Origin of the sequence: Bradyrhizobium sp. 190 (assembly GCF_023073415.1) — a bacterium.
Taxonomy (GTDB): domain Bacteria; phylum Pseudomonadota; class Alphaproteobacteria; order Rhizobiales; family Xanthobacteraceae; genus Bradyrhizobium.
The window spans coordinates 318,244-335,145 of the sequence record NZ_JADPJL010000047.1; the positions used below are offsets into that span (position 1 = coordinate 318,244).

19 protein-coding genes are annotated in these 16,902 nt (G+C 62.3%); 8 read left to right on the plus strand and 11 right to left on the minus strand.

Annotated elements, in window-relative coordinates:
* From IVB22_RS25915 to IVB22_RS25935, 5 genes are all read right to left on the minus strand, one after another.
* The gene (locus tag IVB22_RS25915; RefSeq protein ID WP_247520078.1) at positions 1-1,197 is read right to left on the minus strand and encodes an AAA family ATPase; all 1,197 of its coding nucleotides are present in this window, start codon (positions 1,195-1,197) and stop codon (positions 1-3) included.
* On the minus strand, positions 1,194-1,760 hold the full coding sequence (locus tag IVB22_RS25920) for a hypothetical protein (RefSeq protein WP_247520079.1): 567 nt from the start codon (positions 1,758-1,760) through the stop codon (positions 1,194-1,196). The genes IVB22_RS25915 and IVB22_RS25920 overlap by 4 nt, the downstream gene beginning before the upstream one ends.
* 260 nt (positions 1,761-2,020) lie before the next feature.
* Positions 2,021-2,188: a hypothetical protein gene (locus IVB22_RS25925; protein WP_247520080.1), complete on the minus strand. Its 168-nt coding sequence runs from the start codon at positions 2,186-2,188 to the stop codon at positions 2,021-2,023.
* 533 nt (positions 2,189-2,721) lie between these two features.
* Positions 2,722-3,015: a hypothetical protein gene (locus IVB22_RS25930; RefSeq protein ID WP_247520081.1), complete on the minus strand. Its 294-nt coding sequence runs from the start codon at positions 3,013-3,015 to the stop codon at positions 2,722-2,724.
* Between the two features lie 177 nt (positions 3,016-3,192).
* Positions 3,193-4,281 (minus strand): mandelate racemase/muconate lactonizing enzyme family protein, encoded by a 1,089-nt coding sequence (locus IVB22_RS25935; RefSeq protein ID WP_247520082.1) that lies wholly within the window; start codon positions 4,279-4,281, stop codon positions 3,193-3,195.
* Positions 4,282-4,935: 654 nt separating this feature from the next.
* On the opposite strand from IVB22_RS25935, the gene IVB22_RS42005 reads away from it, so the two are divergent.
* From IVB22_RS42005 to IVB22_RS25945, 3 genes are all read left to right on the plus strand, one after another.
* The gene (locus IVB22_RS42005; RefSeq protein WP_374207662.1) at positions 4,936-5,169 is read left to right on the plus strand and encodes a hypothetical protein; all 234 of its coding nucleotides are present in this window, start codon (positions 4,936-4,938) and stop codon (positions 5,167-5,169) included.
* Positions 5,169-5,414 (plus strand): hypothetical protein, encoded by a 246-nt coding sequence (locus IVB22_RS25940; protein WP_247520083.1) that lies wholly within the window; start codon positions 5,169-5,171, stop codon positions 5,412-5,414. Before IVB22_RS42005 ends, IVB22_RS25940 begins: the two co-directional genes overlap by 1 nt.
* Positions 5,415-5,559: 145 nt before the next feature.
* Positions 5,560-6,867, plus strand: coding sequence for a hypothetical protein (locus IVB22_RS25945; RefSeq protein WP_247520084.1), 1,308 nt, complete (start codon positions 5,560-5,562; stop codon positions 6,865-6,867).
* A gap of 204 nt (positions 6,868-7,071) precedes the next feature.
* Here the strand turns inward: IVB22_RS25945 and IVB22_RS25950 are convergent, their stop codons facing one another.
* Positions 7,072-8,010 (minus strand): LysR substrate-binding domain-containing protein, encoded by a 939-nt coding sequence (locus IVB22_RS25950; protein ID WP_256467450.1) that lies wholly within the window; start codon positions 8,008-8,010, stop codon positions 7,072-7,074.
* Between the two features lie 214 nt (positions 8,011-8,224).
* Between IVB22_RS25950 and IVB22_RS25955 the strand changes: the two genes are divergently transcribed.
* On the plus strand, positions 8,225-9,976 hold the full coding sequence (locus tag IVB22_RS25955) for an acyl-CoA dehydrogenase family protein (RefSeq protein ID WP_247520086.1): 1,752 nt from the start codon (positions 8,225-8,227) through the stop codon (positions 9,974-9,976).
* A gap of 3 nt (positions 9,977-9,979) precedes the next feature.
* The gene (locus IVB22_RS25960; RefSeq protein ID WP_247520087.1) at positions 9,980-10,762 is read left to right on the plus strand and encodes a 2-keto-4-pentenoate hydratase; all 783 of its coding nucleotides are present in this window, start codon (positions 9,980-9,982) and stop codon (positions 10,760-10,762) included.
* 66 nt (positions 10,763-10,828) lie between these two features.
* Here the strand turns inward: IVB22_RS25960 and IVB22_RS25965 are convergent, their stop codons facing one another.
* Entirely contained in the window at positions 10,829-11,143 is a 315-nt protein-coding gene (locus IVB22_RS25965) for a hypothetical protein (protein ID WP_247520088.1), read from the minus strand.
* 231 nt (positions 11,144-11,374) lie between these two features.
* Here IVB22_RS25965 and IVB22_RS25970 point away from each other — a divergent pair, with 231 nt between their 5' ends.
* The 3 genes from IVB22_RS25970 to IVB22_RS25980 all read left to right on the plus strand — a co-directional run bounded on the left by IVB22_RS25970 (position 11,375) and on the right by IVB22_RS25980 (position 12,744).
* Positions 11,375-11,575: a hypothetical protein gene (locus IVB22_RS25970; protein ID WP_247520089.1), complete on the plus strand. Its 201-nt coding sequence runs from the start codon at positions 11,375-11,377 to the stop codon at positions 11,573-11,575.
* A 308-nt stretch (positions 11,576-11,883) separates the two neighbouring features.
* Positions 11,884-12,201: a hypothetical protein gene (locus IVB22_RS25975; protein ID WP_247520090.1), complete on the plus strand. Its 318-nt coding sequence runs from the start codon at positions 11,884-11,886 to the stop codon at positions 12,199-12,201.
* A gap of 297 nt (positions 12,202-12,498) precedes the next feature.
* Entirely contained in the window at positions 12,499-12,744 is a 246-nt protein-coding gene (locus tag IVB22_RS25980) for a hypothetical protein (protein WP_247520091.1), read from the plus strand.
* 349 nt (positions 12,745-13,093) lie between these two features.
* Here the strand turns inward: IVB22_RS25980 and IVB22_RS25985 are convergent, their stop codons facing one another.
* The 4 genes from IVB22_RS25985 to IVB22_RS26000 are packed head-to-tail and all read right to left on the minus strand — an operon-like array spanning position 13,094 to position 16,896.
* A complete protein-coding gene (locus IVB22_RS25985; RefSeq protein WP_247520092.1) occupies positions 13,094-14,062 on the minus strand; it encodes an ABC transporter ATP-binding protein in 969 nt (322 codons plus the stop codon).
* On the minus strand, positions 14,059-15,051 hold the full coding sequence (locus IVB22_RS25990) for an ABC transporter ATP-binding protein (RefSeq protein WP_247520093.1): 993 nt from the start codon (positions 15,049-15,051) through the stop codon (positions 14,059-14,061). The genes IVB22_RS25985 and IVB22_RS25990 overlap by 4 nt, the downstream gene beginning before the upstream one ends.
* Positions 15,051-15,971 carry an ABC transporter permease gene (locus IVB22_RS25995; RefSeq protein WP_247520094.1) on the minus strand — a complete coding sequence of 307 codons (921 nt, stop codon included), beginning with the start codon at positions 15,969-15,971 and terminating at the stop codon, positions 15,051-15,053. The genes IVB22_RS25990 and IVB22_RS25995 overlap by 1 nt, the downstream gene beginning before the upstream one ends.
* Entirely contained in the window at positions 15,937-16,896 is a 960-nt protein-coding gene (locus tag IVB22_RS26000; protein WP_247520095.1) for an ABC transporter permease, read from the minus strand. The genes IVB22_RS25995 and IVB22_RS26000 overlap by 35 nt, the downstream gene beginning before the upstream one ends.
* Positions 16,897-16,902 lie beyond the last annotated feature (6 nt).

The window sequence follows — 16,902 nt, forward strand, 5'->3', positions numbered from 1 at the left end:
TCAGCCAACGGTTGCGCGTTGCAGGCTCGGCGCCGTCTCGCGGCTGCCGCGAACGGTCTCGATGCGGACGCGTTCACCGTCCTGCACGAGGCGGATTTCGGCTGCGCCGGCGGCGCGCGCATCGATCAGGCCGTCGGTGATCTGGCGTTCGATGGCGCGCGTCATGTCGCGAACGCCGCCCTGCATGCGGCCGGAGAGGGCGTCGATCGCCCGCATCAGGATCTGCGGATCGATGCCACTGCCGGCGATCCGCAGGCCGAACTGCTGTGCGATGGCTTCGATCTCCAGTGCGACGACGCGCGCGATGTCCAGCCCCTTGAGCGGGCGGAACGCGAAGACATCGTCAACCCGCGACAGCACCTCGGGCGCAAACTGGGCATCGCCGAGGGCCGCCTTCGCCAGCCTGCCTTGTTCTTCCGCGGTCTCGCCGGTCTGATCGGCGATCTCGCCGATGCGCCGCGAGGCGGCGTTGGTGGTGAGGATGAAGATGGCTTCGTTGGTCGCGACGCGTGCGCCGTCGCTCACCTCGGTGATGAAGCCGTCGTTCCAGGCCGTCAGGAAGCGCTTGTGGACTTCCGAATGTGCTTTCTCGAACTCGTCCAGCAGCACGATCGCGTTGGGCACGTCGCGCAGCGCCGCCGTCATCGAGCCGTAGCTGTTCGAGCCGACATAGCCGCGGGCCTGGCCGAACAGGCTGGCTGCCGCGTGCGGCTGGCCGAACTGGCTCATGTCAAAGAAGTGCAAATGGCTGCGCCCGCCATAGAGTTCCTCGGCGAGGATCTTTGCGAAATGCGTCTTGCCGACGCCGGGCGCGCCGGCAAGGCAGAACACGGCGACGGGCTTGTCCAGCCGCCGCGCCGCAAAGCGACGCCGCAATTGCTGGGCGATGGCCTTGATGGCATCCTCCTGGCCGACCACGCGGGCGCTGACGCGCGCCGCCAGATCGTCGGCGTCGATCGTGACCAGGCTCTGGCTTCGCTTCTCATAAGCCTGTTGCAGACTGGTCTTGTTGGAAAGCCGATCCAGAATATCCATGACGAACCTCGGCAGATATGAACCGCGATAGAGAAAGATGGCTGTGGCCGCGCCCGCCGCGCCGATCACCAGCGTGACGGCAAGCGCAGGCGAAGCGTGGTCGATGGTGATCAGCGCCAGCAGCAGGATCAGCCGGCCGAGCCAGGGCGACATTCCCGTCATGGCACCACCTCGATGCGTTCGCCCGGCCGCAGGATCCGCATTGGCATCGTGCCGGTGCTGGTCGCAAACGCCACGGTGATGCCGCCGCCTTGTCCGTCGCGGACCGCGGTGACGGCGATCGGACCGCTGTCGGCGAGAGCAACCGCGACCGGCGTCCAGGCCTTGGTCAACACGATCTGCTGCGTCAGCCCGGAAGCTTCCACCGCGACGGTGTCGCCATCCGGATCCATGCTGTCAGTAAAGACGATCCAGCCGAGCCGCTGCCGGCGATCGATTACGGCCTGCTCGATCTCGGCACGTTGCGGCGGCGCAACCTTCAGGACGGCAACCGCCGAGGCGACGGCCGCGCGATCATCCGGCGACACGAAGGTGACGACATTGGCCGAAAGGTCTTCAGGCCGCGAAGGAATCTTTGTGTTGGGCTTCGTGTCCGCATCGGTCGCGGCATAAACGCCGCCGCCGATCAGCCCCAGCAGAAGCAATGCCGGAGCAAGCCGCGACGGCTGCCGGGCAGGGAGCGGCAACGGAAGTTCGAGTTGCGGTTCGTCGTTTGAGGAAGGCATGCGGTCCCCGGGGAATTGCCCGGGGAGGTTGCATGGGGATTCCCAGCGCAATGTTAATGTGGGGGGAGCGTTACGGCTTGCCGCGGAGTGAGGTTAAGGATTGTTTAGTCGGTCGTATCGAATTGAAGGTATCGGCCCATCGCAACTCATTCGGAGTCCACGCAAGGAAAGTCGCCTGTCGCGGCGCCCTGCAGGAGCTCGCGCGTCTCGGCAAGGATTATGAAATGTGCAGCTCTGCGGCTTTCATCCGGTTCGCGAAGCTACTTCCCTGAGCACTCCGCTTCTTCAATCTGCGCTTCTTCTTCAATCTGAACGTCGAACCAGCCCAGATCAGTCAGCTCGCGTGCTTTCCTTTCGGCAGCCTCGCGATTTTCCCGCTTCAAAACGATGCTGCTCGTGCCGTCGCGGGCAAAAATGGAATAGGTCATTTGAATTCCTATTCTTCTGAATTCCTATTCTTCCTCTGAAAGCGAGGGAAAAAGATCGCAGGCATTTTCGCACTGCGACCTGCGGGCAAAATAATTCAGTAATAAAAAAGCTCGATCCGCCAGCCCGATGCTTTCGATACTGACTCAAGCAGTGAGGACCGTGGAGTCCTAATTGCTGTTCCAGATCAAGGAACAGTGCCGCTGTTGCTGCGATGCGACATGAATATGGTGGAAGCGACTCTTGGAGACCGGGCTTTTGTAATCCATGGGTGGTATTCCCGCGGAGGGGACGATCTGCAGTGGCGAAGCTCGACGCATGCTGTCCGGGGTTATCGTGCGTCGGGTTGGGAGGAGCAGGCTGATAAGATCATCCTGTCATCCGACTCTGTTGCGGCCCCTTAGAGACGTCAGACCAACGAGTGCGAATCACGACGGCGCACAGCGCGAGCCTTCGAGTCCCGCTACGCCCTCGATCCACGTCGGAGACGGCGAAGGCGGACCCTCTTGCGTGCAGTCCCGTGCTGAACTCCGAGCTAGCGCGGCGTGCGGCTAGTCTCGGAACCGCCACTTGTACCGGCACCCGACCCGGTCGTCGTGTTGCTCGGATCGGGACGCCCAGGCGGATGCGCGGAAGCACCCGGCTTTTCCTGTTGCCCCACAAATCCGGATTCTCCGGAGTCGCGGGTCTTGATGCCTTTATCCGCTTCCTCCTGCATCTGCTTGTCGGATTGCATCTGTTGGCCAGGCGCCGTCGACTGCTGAGCCTGTGCCGACGCGGCGATGGCAATGCCAAAAGCGGCCGTCGTGGCGAGAATCGAGGTTCGCATGAGCTATCCTCCTATTTTTTCCTCTCCACACAACGCGCGAGGCAGCAATCGTTTCCCGAGAGAGTTTTGAAGGAGGAGAGGACAGGGACAGCGATCCTGCCTTGCCGCGAACGAGTGTTCGCCGACCCCTTTTATTGCTCTTGGCTGTCCTTCCGAGCGCCCACGCAGCCTCTGCGATCATCGTGCGAGTTGCGCCAATCCCTTCCAGTCGAAGCTGATTCCGTGGCCGGGCCGGGTTGGCGCCAATGCCATGCCCTGGTCGAGGACGAGCGGGTGCTCGATATAGCGATCGAGCCCAAATCCGTGCGCTTCGAGATAGGAACGATTTGGGCAGGCTGCGAGAAGGTGGACTGTGATGTCGTGTGCGCCGTGGCTGGTGACCGGAAGATTGAATGCTTCTGCGAGCCGCGCGATTTTCATAAAGGCCGTGACGCCGCCGCAATTGGTGACGTCAGGCTCGGGATAAGACACCGCGCCAGCCGCGATATAGTTCTTGAACTCCCAGAGCGAGCGCAGGTTCTCGCCGGCCGCAATCGGCACGCCGCCGGCAGCCATGATGCGGGCATGACCGGCAATGTCATCGGGAATGATCGGCTCCTCGAGCCAGGTGAGGTCGTGGGGCTGCAGGGCGCGCGCGGCGCGGATGGCTTCCTCGACCGTCCATTTCATGTTGGCATCCGCCATCAGAGGAAAGCCGGTGCCGAGATGTTTGCGCATCGCCTGCACGCGCGCGACGTCGGACGCAAGATCCGGGCGGCCGACCTTCATCTTGATGGCGCGAAAGCCCTTGGCAAGATTATCGTCGGTTTGCTTGAGCAGCGCTTCGACGGAAAGATCGAGATCGATGCCGCCGGCGTAACAGGGCACGCGGGCGTCGAAGCCACCGAGCAGACGGAACAGCGGCAGATCGGCGCGTCGCGCCTTCAGGTCCCACAGGGCGATATCGAGCGCCGAGAGCGCAAGCACGGTCGGTCCGCCACGTCCGCCATAATGCAGGCCCCACCAGACGTGATGCCAGATCGCTTCTGTGTCGTCGGCTTGCCGGCCCTCGATCAGTTCAGGGATCTCCCGCCTGAGGATGTCGGCAATCGCGCCGCCATTGCGGCCGACGGTGTAGGTATAGCCTGTGCCTTCAGCCCCGTCTGAATCGCGAACGAGGCAGGTCACCAATTCGAAGGCTGCGATTTCGCCATGTGTGCTGTCGGAGAGGGTACCCGTCAGCGGGATCCGATAGTGCCCAGTCTCGACCGTTTTGATGAGTGCCATTGATTTCCACCCGAGTTTTCTTCGTGCATGTTTGGTTGGGCGCGCGATAGGTTGATCTAGTTCCCCTTCATTTCGTTCACTTTACCCCGGTCCCGTTTAGCGCACCACATACGCACCGCGGCATGCATGCGGCTGATCGGTTTCGCAGACCTTAAGTTTGCGTAATCTCATTGCAGCCAAGCACGTCTGAACCATCTAAGTGACAGGCGGGAGCGTTAAAACCTGCCGTTCAACTGACACCCAGCGGCCGTGCTCAGAAAGGCGAGCTGGGTCCTTTTGAAATATCAACCTTAGGCCCTGCCTCATTGGCCTCAGAGGCGACGATGATGTCTAACCCTCAATTTCGAAATGCCCGCTGGTCGGAAGAAGACGACAGGCTCTTGCGTGCGATGTCTGACGCCGGAAAGAGCCTCACACTGATGACGGTCAAACTCAACAGGCCAATGGCGTCCATCAAGGCGCGCGCCGCAGACCTGGGAATTGCCATTCGCGGAACCGAGATTGGAAAGCGCAGGCACAGGAGATCTGCCTGACACGAGGTGCCTCAAGTAGCAGCCGCCAGGGATAATGTGGGAACCGATGAGAGCGGGTCGCGCCTTAGGTTGAGGTCCAGGCGACTTAGGAACTCCCGAGAATTGCCGGCGTTTGAAGGCCATGAAGAGATATTATTTCGACCTGATCGGGGATATCCGTGCCAGGGATTTCCTTGGGCATGAATGCTCGTCCCGAAATGAGGCGAGAACGCATGCCAGCTTTATCGCTCATCGCATCGGGACGGAGCACCCTCACTTCGTGAAACCTGGAAATCGAATAGCGGTGCGAGAGGAAGGTGGAGAAGCCTTCTACCAGGCACCTATTGCTATGACGAGCCGTACGGGTTTTCACTAATGCCTTTCTACTACTTCGATCTTCTGATCGACGGTCAGCCGAACAATCAAGGCGGTATGATCCTGGAGGATCTTTCCGTCGCGTCTGATCGAGCCGATGCGTTAGCGAGCGAGCTTCGCACTCTCAAGCCAGAGCTTCGTTCAAGGAATTGCTTTGTTCGGGTCGTGGACGAGAATGACACTGAAATCTACCGCACTCCGCTGGATCCGATCCCGAGTTGGTCGGTGCGTTCGCCTCAAAAGTGATAGGGTCAGGTTCGCCAAGCCAGGTGCAGGCGCTCGGTGGACAGAAGCATCGGGCTAGCGCCGGCTCTTCCTCGCCAGCTCTATTCGAAGTGAACCCGATGCGGCCTTGAAACGTTAGATCAGGCACCCAATCGGCGGAATTTACGTGGAGAGCGTCCAGGCGTATCTAGATCGGAAGCACCAGGAACTCAGGCTGATAAATGACTGCCTGAGCCATCCCTTGCCGTTGACCTGTCCACGGTCGGTCAGCGAAGTTATCAGACACAAGTTTCAGCTCACCGCTGCGCTGAAGGCAGAGCACGCTCTGCATGACTGGAACGTCACCGAGACGGCCTGGGCACATCCCGGCCAACGACGCATCGGCCCCTTCGAATTCAGATACGATTACCAACGCGCCGATCTCGATGTGCGCGGCCCTTCCTTTTACGACGTCGAGCGCAGCGCGATCGATACCATCTATACGGCTTCCGGCATGGCTGCGATCTCGGCTCTGCTGTTGGCGTCTGCTCGGGTGATCGGAAAGGCGGACATTCTTGTCCTTGCTGGCGCCTATGGTGAGACGCAGGAGCTTATCGAAGGCTATGCCGATCGGTTACGGATGATTACGCTGAACCACCCCTTGGAAGAGGGCGCCGGTCCGAGATCAGCTTCATCGCGGATAATGTTGCTGGATTCCTCCGCATCCGCTTCCGCGTTTGATGCCGGACTTCGCTGCACGAACGCGGCGCCTGATCTCTTGATCTTCGACACCACCTGCTTCTCCAGCGGGTCGGGCCGTATCCGACGGGTCTTCCGACGTGCCCGTGAACTGGCTATCCCCCTTGTCATGGTGCGTAGCCATACGAAGCTGGATTCGCTCGGGGCAGAGTACGGTCGCCTTGGCTCCGTGGCTTTCGTTTGTTGGGAGAAGAACGTTTCCAGGCGATCGAAACTCAAAGAGCTTCCAGCTGAAGCGCGAAACGCTGTTCGGCTACTGGGTGGCGCGGCGCTGCCAGCGCATTTCCCGCCTTACATCGGAACACCATTATATCGCGAACTGACGAACAAACGGATCGCGGCCATTTTGCGCAATAGCCGCCGCGCCGGTCGGTATTTTGCGACTGCGCTTTCAGGCTTGACGGCCGAACTCCATTTCGTTCACGGCCTCTATATCACGCTCAGTAGCGAGCGGCCGCTTGATGCGGCAGCAGCGAGACAGGCGGCTGCGGAAATGAGCACCGATCTGGCCCGAGCTGGTTTGCCAATCGAGCACGCGGGAAGTTTCGGATTTGATTTTGCCGCGACAGAATGGTTTCATAATTCCACAACCGATCGCTATAGCGTTCGCATCGCCGTATCAGATCTTCCCACTGCGATCTGGGATGATCTCACTGAAGCGATCGCCAGGTGGTGGTCGACGCACCAGCGCAGGAGAGCCGAGGATCGATCTCGCGTGGGACTGGCGGAGAGCTAGAGCCCGCCAACCAGGCCACGATGGCCGTTGCAAACTAAAGCTGCAGATCAGCTTCAGGAAGGACGCCGTAGCCTTCGAAGAAAAGTTTTTAGATTCCGGCCGTCATTCCCACAGTACGGGCGGGCGAAAGCCGAGTCCCACCACTGCGCCCAGGAAATCGACTTCCAGATCTTCGGCCATCCGACGGTGAGACCTGGATGAAACTCAACGCGCATATTCCGCGCCTGCCTTCGCAGCCGTCTTCCTTGCGGTGGGCTTCTTTGGCAACTGCTGACTGCGCGCGTTGTTCAGCCAGGCGACGAAAGCGGTCAGCGCGGGATCATCAGCCATGCGTTGCTCGTATTCGAGCACGAACTGCCGCCGCGTCGGGCGAACGGCTGGATGGGCGCGCACGAGGTTGCCGCGTGCGAGGTCGGGCGCGAGAAGGCCCTCGATCGCGATGGCGACGCCCATGCCGGCTGCGGCGGCTTCAATCGTCAGGCTGAGACTTTCGAAACTGCTTCCGCCCTGCATGGGTATGTCGGTGAAATCAGCGTGATCCAGCCAGCGCCGCCAATCGTCCGGACGAGGCCGCGCATGCAACAGAGGAACGGTCGCAAAATCCAGAGGGCCGTTCTTCATGAGTTCGGGCGAGCAGACCGGCACCGTCGATATCGGCATCAACGGATGGGTGACCAGCCCGGCGCGAGGTTGTCCGTCCGAGACGGCGATGACCGCATCGAAGCGGCTGGCGAGCAGGTCGAGCGGATCGGAACTCGTATGCAGGTCGATTTCCAGGTCGGGATGTGCCGCCTTCAGCGTGGGCCAGATCGGCAACAGGAAGCGCGAGACGAAGAAGCCATAGACCCCTACCGAAAGCCGCCTGAAACGTCGCAGCCGCAGCCCGTCGGCGGCGTCTGCGATCCGGTCCAGTGCCTCGCGCGCGGAATCGGCGAAGGCCTTGCCCGCGGAGGTCAGCACCAGGCCGCGCGAGCCGCGCAGGAAGAGGGCGGTCCCCATTCTTAGCTCGAGGGCGCGCACGTGCCGGCTCACCGCGCCAACCGTCACGTTCAGCTCATTGGCTGCCCGCGTGATCGACAGGTGCCGTGCAGCGGCCTCGAACGCCCGCACCGCATGCAATGGAGGAAGTCGTCGTGATGCCATCGCGCGAGCTTAGTCCAAAAGGACTGGCCGGCAAACGGGAGGGCTGCAGGGGGAGAGTGGGCAGATATTCCGTCGCCAACGCCTGGCCGGGCGTTGAGTCTGGCTCAAGGCGCCGACCCAAGAAGTCGTTTGCACTGACAGGTCGCCGGTCATACGCCGGTATTCGCTTCGGGCTCGGTACGGCCCGGGCAGGCACAGCCGAGGGAGAATACCCATGACCATTCACGTCGATCTGGCCAGCCGCGACGCGTCGGCCCGGCGCTCCGCTGCGTTGGCGCCTACCTGTCGCGGGCTGAACTATTATTCGCTCGACCGAAGCGTTCGGGACCTGTTGCCCCAATACATGGAAGCGCCGCTGCTGGCGCATCTCGAGCCGCATCTTGCGGAACTGGGCGAACTCGCCGGAGGCCGGCTGCACGATTTGTCCGATCAGGCCGAGCGACATCAGCCGGTGCTGCATCCGCGGGACGGATATGGCCGCGATGAGGAGTGGGTCGAATATCACCCCGCTTATCGCGAGATGGAAAGCATCGCATTCGGAAAATTCGGAATGCACGCGATGTGCAACCGCGGCGGTGTTTTGGGCTGGCCTTCGCCGATGCCGCCGGTCGCAAAATACGTATTTCACTATCTGTTTGCGCAAGCCGAGTTCGGTCTTCTCTGTCCCGTCAACCTCACCGACAGCTCTTCCGAACTGGTGCGCCGTTTCGGAACGGATGAACTGCGCGGGCGATATCTCGAACGGATGTGGAGCCAGGATCCCGCCACGCTGTTCAAGTGCGCGCAATTCATGACGGAGAAGGCCGGCGGTTCCGATGTCGGAGCCGCGGAGCTTGTCGCCGTTCGCGATGGCCAGGATTGGAAGCTGTGGGGCGAAAAGTGGTTCTGCTCCAACGTCGACGCTGAACTGGCGGTGTTGCTCGCCAGGCCTGAAGGCGCTGCGGCCGGCGGGCGCGGTCTCGGCCTGTTTCTGATGCCAAAAGTGCTGCCCGATGGACGGCGGAATTCCTACCGCGTCCTGCGCCTGAAGGACAAGCTCGGCAGTCGCACCATGGCCAGCGGCGAAATCGTTTTCGAGGGCGCCGTCGCCTACCAGCTCGGCGAACTGGATCAGGGCCTCAAGCAGATGCTGGTCATGGTGAATTCGAGCCGCGTGTCGCACCTTGCCCGCGCCGCCGGCATGATGCGGCGATGCCTCAACGAAGCCATGCTCGCCGCCAGGCATCGCAATGCGTTCGGGCGTGCCGTGATCGACCATCCGCTGATGCGCCGGCAACTGCTCAAGCTGATGGTTCCCACCGAGCAGGCGCTATCGGCTCTCCTGTATTCGGCGACGGCATCCGACAAGGTGCTGCGGCTGTTGACGCCGATCGTAAAATACCGGGCGTGCCGGGACAACGTCACGGTCGCCACAGGTGCGATGGAGGCTCGCGGCGGCAACGGCTACATCGAGGACTGGCCCAACGCGCGGCTCGTTCGCGACGCCCATCTCGGCCTGCTGTGGGAAGGCACCAGCAACATCAACGCGCTGGACGCGGTGCAGCGCGCCGTCGGAAAGGCGCGCGGCCATGAAGCATTGCGCGACGATCTCGGCCGTCGGCTGGAAGAGGTGACGGGGATGCCGGGCCAGTTTCGAACGCGGCTTTCCGGGGCGTTAACAGACGCCATACGGTTCGCGGAGCAGGTGGCGGCCACCCCTGAGAACGAGCGCTTTTGCAGGGTCGCCGCCGGAAAACTCTACCATGCGACGACGGCCGCGCTGCTGGCGTCCGAGGGCACGCGTCTCGGCAATGAAGGCGGCGATGCGCGCCGCCTGCTGCTCTCGCGTTTCGTGCTCGAGCATCGCCTTGCCGAACATTCCTCCGCCAATCTGCAGGCGCAGCGTTGGGAGAACGAAGCGATCGATCTGTTACTCGGCGATGCGCCGGTCTCGATGCAGCAGGCTGCCGCGCTGGTGCAGGGCTAGGCCATGGACATCGCGCTTCAACGCGAACTCGCCCGCCTGCTGGCTGTGCTGCGCCGTGAAGAACGCCAGCAGAGCGGACTCGATCCGCGGCTCGTGCCGTCAGACAACGCGACAGCCTATCGCGTCGCCGGCCTTGTCGAGGAAGAGCTAGGCTGGGAGGTCGTCGGCTGGAAGATTGCCGCCATGAAGGAGGGGCTGCAGCGCCAGCTTCGCACGGATGCGCCGATCTATGGCCGGGTGTTCGCGCCGATCATGGAGTCGCCGGCCAGCGTCGAGCACGCCAGGCTCTGCAGCCCGATTCCCGAGGTCGAGTATCAGGCGCGCTTAGGGGCCGATCTGCCGCCGCGCGAAAAGCCCTACACGCTGGCGGAAGTCACCGAGGCGGTGGCCTCGCTCCACACCGGGATCGAGCTTGCCGAATGCCGCTTTGTCCACGACGCCGCGTTTCCGGCACTGCCTGCGATCCTCGCCGACGGCGCGGGCGCCGGCATCATCGTCTGCGGCGCGGCGATTCCCGACTGGAAGACACGCGATATCGCGGGACAGGAAGTGGTGTTGACCTGCAACGGCACGCTGCGCCGGAAGGGCACGGCCGGGGAGGCGCTCGATCATCCCATGGTTCCCCTTACGTGGCTCGCCAACGAACTCTCGCGCACCGGTATCGGAATGACGGCGGGGCAGACGGTCAGCACGGGGACGCTGACAGGCATGCTGCGGCCGAAGCCCGGCGAGACCTATGTCGCGGATTTCGGTCCGTTCGGGAGCGTCACGGCGACCTACGCGTAAACAGCCGAAACGACGCGCGCTTACCTTTGCTTTGGCCGCGCCGTGCTGATCGCGGCAACCTCGATCTCACTTGCCCGGTTCGGGAAGATCGCCAAGAAGGTTTGACAGCTTGACCGCAAGCTTTCGAAGCCGGGCATTCTCTTCGAGCAGCACCGGAAGGTTATCGGTGTCCTGATGCCACGCTTCATCTCCCCGAAGTCCGTCGACTTCGTCGAGCAGGGGCGACAGAGCGGTGAGAAGGTCGTCGTCCTGATGCGGCGCTTCATTTGCCTGACGCACGTCATTGCCTTCACGCAGCGGCACGACGTTGTCGGCTTGGCCGGCATTTCGAAATGCATCGCGGCGGGCCTGTCTGTCGTGCGGCGGATGTTCGATACTCATGACAAATTCCTGATCACAAGGTGGCCCAGTCGCGTCGGTTCCACGATGAGCTTTCCCTTGAGTCGAAGGCAAATTTGCGTCGGAAAGGCAACGGCGAAGTGGCTCGGCAGATCGGTCACACGTTCTTTGATTCACACGGCAGATCGAATTAGGCCAAATTTTTGACGTATCGCGAACCATTCTGACGTCTGCGCGGCTGGGGAGCAAAGCATCTTATTTAGGGGCGTATCGATGACGGATTTCCTGACCAATGCGGATCACTGGCGCAGGCGCGCGGAACTGACACGGGCGTTAGCCGCGAGTGCGGTCAAGGACCAGGGGCGGCTGCTCAAGGTGGCGGAGGAATACGACCGGTTGGCGGCTCACGCCGAACGGCGGCGAAGTGCTCCAGTCCCGGCGGATTCCTACGCTCAGGCACGCCAGCCCGAGTAATCCCCCTTCAATCGAAAACGTCGGAGAGGCGGGCGTTTTCCGCTTCAGTTGGCGCATTGCGGTGCGGTCGTGGCGGCGCAGTGTGCCGCCATTACCCAGATGTGTGACCCGTAAAACACAACCGCAGGACAACGTTCAAAGCATTGTGATCGCGCGATTGCAGTCGAATCAACGAATCGCCTAGACCGTTAGCGGGGCTGGGAAGCGGAGAGTGAGTATGAGAGTCGCTTCCTTAGAAAGTGTACTGACGGCGGCTACGCTGGTATTGGCCATCGTCATCGTGCTGTGGGGAATCAAGATTTTCCACGGTGTATGAGCAGGGCGAAGCTGGCGTCGAACTAGAGACCTCCGTCAAGAAGAGGCTCGCGACAAAGGCGTCAAAGGCGTCACTTCCGCGGCGGCGGAGGCCTTTCTTTTTAGTTGCCGACGAATCTTTCGCCGGGGGCTTGTCCCTTCCGACGCGTATCGAGTTTGGTTTACGGCCTGGCGCGAGATCCGCACGGGCCGCGAAAGGCATTGGTTTCAAATTTCGCATGCATTTTGGTTATTATCTGATGATCGCAGCGCTCGTTCTCATGGGGCTGGAAGTTCTTTACGCGCTCTATCAATTGGCCACGTTTCTTTAGAAACTTTTCGGTTCTGATTGAATCAGAACCAGGCCCTAGATTGTTGTTTTGACGCGTTTTCCTGACGCGAACCGGTGTGCGGTCCGAGAGCACGCTTCGCTCGAAGACGCTAAACATCGCACGCGCAGGCTGCTGCGCGGGCTTAGAGATTCGCCGCAATCACGCCGCTTTAGCGCCGGGGTCGCCTCCGCGCGTTTCCAATTTTAGTCGCAAAATTGCCTGCCGACTCACCTCATTCTCCGCGCGCGACAAAGAGACTGGGGGCTCGTTCCGCATTTTAAAATTGGAGTATCAATCATGCGAATAGACCATCCGCAGCTCAATAAGCGAGACCGACGCGCAGAACCCTCATTTTGGGTTGAGGAACCGACCGACGATGCTTTTTCATTGCTTGAGAATGCCCTGCGCGGGGACGAGCCCGCCCGTCGTCGCCACGAGCAGGCCGACGAAGCTCACTCGCTGATCGAGGAGAACGCCCGGCTTCGGGAGCTTTTGGCTCAGCTCTCGGACATCATTCGCAAAAACGGCGTTCACCCGAGGTAACGCCACGACCAGATCTCGGCCCCGCCCCGGCAAGTGTGGTTCAACCACGCCGGGGCGGGGCCGCTTCATTTTCGACGATTGATTTCACGCCAACGCCGCTCGCACGGGAAGCGGCGAATAGAACGCGCCACCGCTGTCCTGGTACCGGCCTGTTTCAAAAAGCGGCCGCTCAAAAGAAACGACCCCAGCTTCGGGGGCTAGTCCCGCTGGGGTCGTTCTATGCCGGGGCGCGCCGATCCCCATGCTATCCCGGCATGCGCGCAAGCTAAAGTCTGGCCCAGCCGCTGTCTGTAGGGAACCCGACAGTGGCCTGGTTTCAGGAAGCGTTGCTTATTTCGGCCAGTATCCGTCAGCTCAGATGGCAGGCCACCAAATGTCCGTCGCTGCCTTGCTTCAGTTCGGGCGCGCTTTCCCGGCAGCGGGGCTCGGCGATCGGGCAGCGGGTGTGAAAATGACAGCCGCGCGGCGGGTTCATCGGGCTCGGCACATCGCCCTGCAGGCGGATCCGCTTGCGCTTCACCTTCGGGTCCGGCACCGGCACGGCGGAGAGCAGCGCCTGGGTATAGGGATGCCGGGGATGGCGGTACAGGTCGCGCGCGTCAGCCAGTTCGACGATGCGCCCGAGATACATCACCGCCACGCGGTCGGAAATATGCTCCACCACCGAGAGATCGTGGGCGACGAACAGATAGGTGAGGTTGAGTTCGGCCTGCAGGTCTTCCAGCAGGTTGATCACCTGCGCCTGAATCGAGACATCGAGCGCTGAAACCGGCTCGTCGCAGACGATGAACTTCGGCTCCACCGCGAGTGCGCGCGCGATCCCGATGCGCTGGCGCTGGCCGCCGGAAAATTCGTGCGGGTAGCGCCGCATGTGCTCGGCCTTCAGTCCGACCTTGACGAGCAGGCTCGCCACGCGGTCGTCCCGCTCGCTTGCCGAGGAAGCGAGCTCGTGGATGGTGAAGGCCTCGCCAAGGATCGCAGCGACGGTCATGCGCGGATTGAGCGAGGCAAACGGGTCCTGGAACACAATCTGCATGTTGCGCCGCATGGCGCGCAGGTCGCCGCCGGAAAGGCCGCACACGTCGCGTCCGTCAAAGACGATCTCGCCTTCGCTCGGTTCGATGAGGCGCAGCACGCAGCGCGCCGTGGTCGACTTGCCGCAACCGGACTCGCCGACCAGTCCGAGCGTTTCGCCGCGATTGACCGCAAACGACACGCCGTCCACCGCGTGAACGCGCCCGACCTCGCGCGAAAGGAGTCCGCCCTTGACGGAAAAATGCTTCTTCAGGCCAGTGACGCGCAGCAGGGGTTCGCTCATGCGCTCGCTCCCTGCGTCTGTTCCAGGTGGCAGGCCATGCGATGGCCCGGTGCGACCTCGCGCAGCATCGGCTCCTGTTCGGAGCAGAGCGCGAAGGCGAAGCGGCAGCGCGGCGCGAAGCGGCAGCCGGGCGCGGGATTGATCAGGATCGGCACCGAGCCGCCGATCGCTTCCAGCCGGGTCTTGTGCGCGCTGTCGAGGTCGATGCGCGGGATCGAGCGGATGAGGCCCTGCGTGTAGGGATGGCGCGGGCTTTCGAACAGGCTGTCGACATCGGCCTCTTCCACCACCTTGCCGGCATACATGACGACGACGCGCTGCGCGGTCTCGGCCACGACGCCCATCGCATGGGTGATCAGCATCACCGCCATGCCGAAGCGTTCCTTCATGTCCTGCAACAAATCGAGGATTTGCGCCTGGATGGTGACGTCGAGCGCGGTGGTCGGCTCGTCGGCGATGACGAGTTTTGGCTTGCAGGCCAGCGCCATGGCGATCATGACGCGCTGGCGCATGCCGCCCGAGAACTGGTGCGGGTAATCATGCACGCGGCCCTCGGCATTGGGGATCTGCACCAGCTTGAACATCTCTATTGTGCGGGCGAGCGCGTCCTTTTTCGAGAGTCCCTCGTGGCGGCGCAGGCTCTCGGCGACCTGCTCGCCGACCGACAGCACCGGGTTGAGCGAGGTCATCGGCTCCTGGAAGATGAAGCCGATCTCCTTGGCCCTGATGTCATCCATTTCGCTGCTCGTGAGCGGCACGAGGTCGCGGCCCTCGAACAGGATCTGGCCTTCGACGATGCGTCCCGGCGGCATTGCGATCAGTTTCAGGATCGACATCGCGGTGACGGTCTTGCCGCAGCCGGATTCCCCGACCACGCAGAGCGTCTCGCCCTTGTTGAGCGCGATGTCGACGCCGTCGACCGCCCTCAGCATGCCGTCGTCGGTGGAAAAGTGAGTCTTCAGGCCCTTGATCTCGAGCAGCGGCGCCATCAGATCACCCGCCTTGCATCGAGCGCGTCGCGCATCCCGTCGCCGATGAAATTGATGGCGACGACCGCAACGAAGATGGCGCCGCCTGGAAACAGCGCCCAGTGGGCGGCGATGTCGAGAAAGTCCTTGGCGTCGAACAGCAGCCGGCCCCAGGTCGGGGTGTCAGGCGGAAAGCCGAGGCCGAGAAAGGACAGCGTCGATTCCGCGATGATGGCGGCGGCGACGTCGATGGTGCCTGCAATGATCACCGGTCCCAGCGCATTGGGCAGGATGTGGCGCACCACCTGCCGCAGCGGGCTGGCGCCGAGCGCACGGGCGGCTTCGACAAAATCCTTTTCGCGCAGCGAGAGGAATTGCGCGCGCACCAGGCGGGCGACCGGCATCCAGCGCAGGCCACCGATGACAAGCACGATCAGGATGAAGATACCGCCTTCGGGTCCGAACATGGCCTTCAGTCCGTCGCGGAACAGGTAGATCAGAAGCAGCAGCAGCGGCAATTGCGGCAACGAGAGGAAGAGGTCGGTCAGCCACATCAGGGCATGCCCCAGCGCGCCGCGTGACATGCCGGCGAGCGCGCCGATCACCGTGCCGACGATGACGGCGACCGCCATCGCGGCGAGGCCGACCGCGAGCGAGATGCGTCCGCCGTAGATCATGCGGGCGAGGATATCCTGTCCGAGATCGTCGGTGCCGAAGGGATGGGCGAGCGAGGGGCCCTCGAGGCGGGCGTTGAAATCGATGTCGTTGATGCTGACGCGCCAGACGAAGGGGCCGAACACCACCGCCAGGATCAGGACGAGCAGCAGGACCGCGCTGACCACGGCGAGCTTGTGGCGGCGATAGCGCCGCCAGGTCTCGCGCCAGGGCGACCAGACCGGCCGCCGCTCAGCGGAGGGAGATGCGAGGGTCAAGCCAGCCATAGAGGATATCCGCGATGAGATTGAAGAGCACGACAAGACAGGCGAAGACGAAAGTCACGGCCATCACGACCGGCGTGTCGTTGGAGAGGATGGAGGAGATCAGGAGCGAGCCGATGCCCGGAATGCGAAAAATCTGCTCGGTGACGATGGCGCCGCCGAACACGGCGGGCATCTGCAGCGCGACCAGGGTGACGACCGGGATCATCGCATTGCGCATCGCATGCTTGACGATCACCCTGGGCTGCCCGAGGCCCTTGGCGCGGGCCGTGGTGACGTAGTCGAGGCGGATCACATCCAGCATGGCCGAGCGCACGAAGCGCGTCATGGAGGCCGCCTGAAACAGCCCGAGCACCATCACCGGCATGAGGGCCTGCCGAACCTGTTCGATCACCCAGCGGAATCCGGTCGCCTTGATATCGGTGGTGTAGACGAAAGGCAGCCAGTCCAGCGTGATTGAAAAGAGCAGGATGAACAGCAGGCCTGTGAAGAAGGTCGGCAGCGAAAAGCCGATAAAGGCGAGCGTGTTGGCGATCTGGTCGAAGATCGAGTAGGGCCGCGTCGCGGCATAGACGCCGACCGGTATGGCAATCAGCAGCGCAAGAAGCTGCGCCGAGCCGATTACATAGAGCGTCGTCGGCAGGCGCTGCAGGATAAGCGTGTCGACATTCATCCGGCTGACGAAGGAAAAGCCCCAGTCGCCCTGCAGCATGGCCGAAAGCCAGTGCAGGTAGCGGAGGTAGATCGGATCGTCGAGGCCGAACTTGGTCCGAAGCGCCGCCGCTACTTCGGGCGGCACGTTGGGATTGGTCGCAAGCTCTGCGAAGGGATCGCCGGGAGCCAGCGCAAGTACCGTGAACAGAACGAGCGAAATGCCGAGCAAGCTCGGCACCGCGATCAGCAGGCGACGCAGGATGTACTGACGCATGAGAAA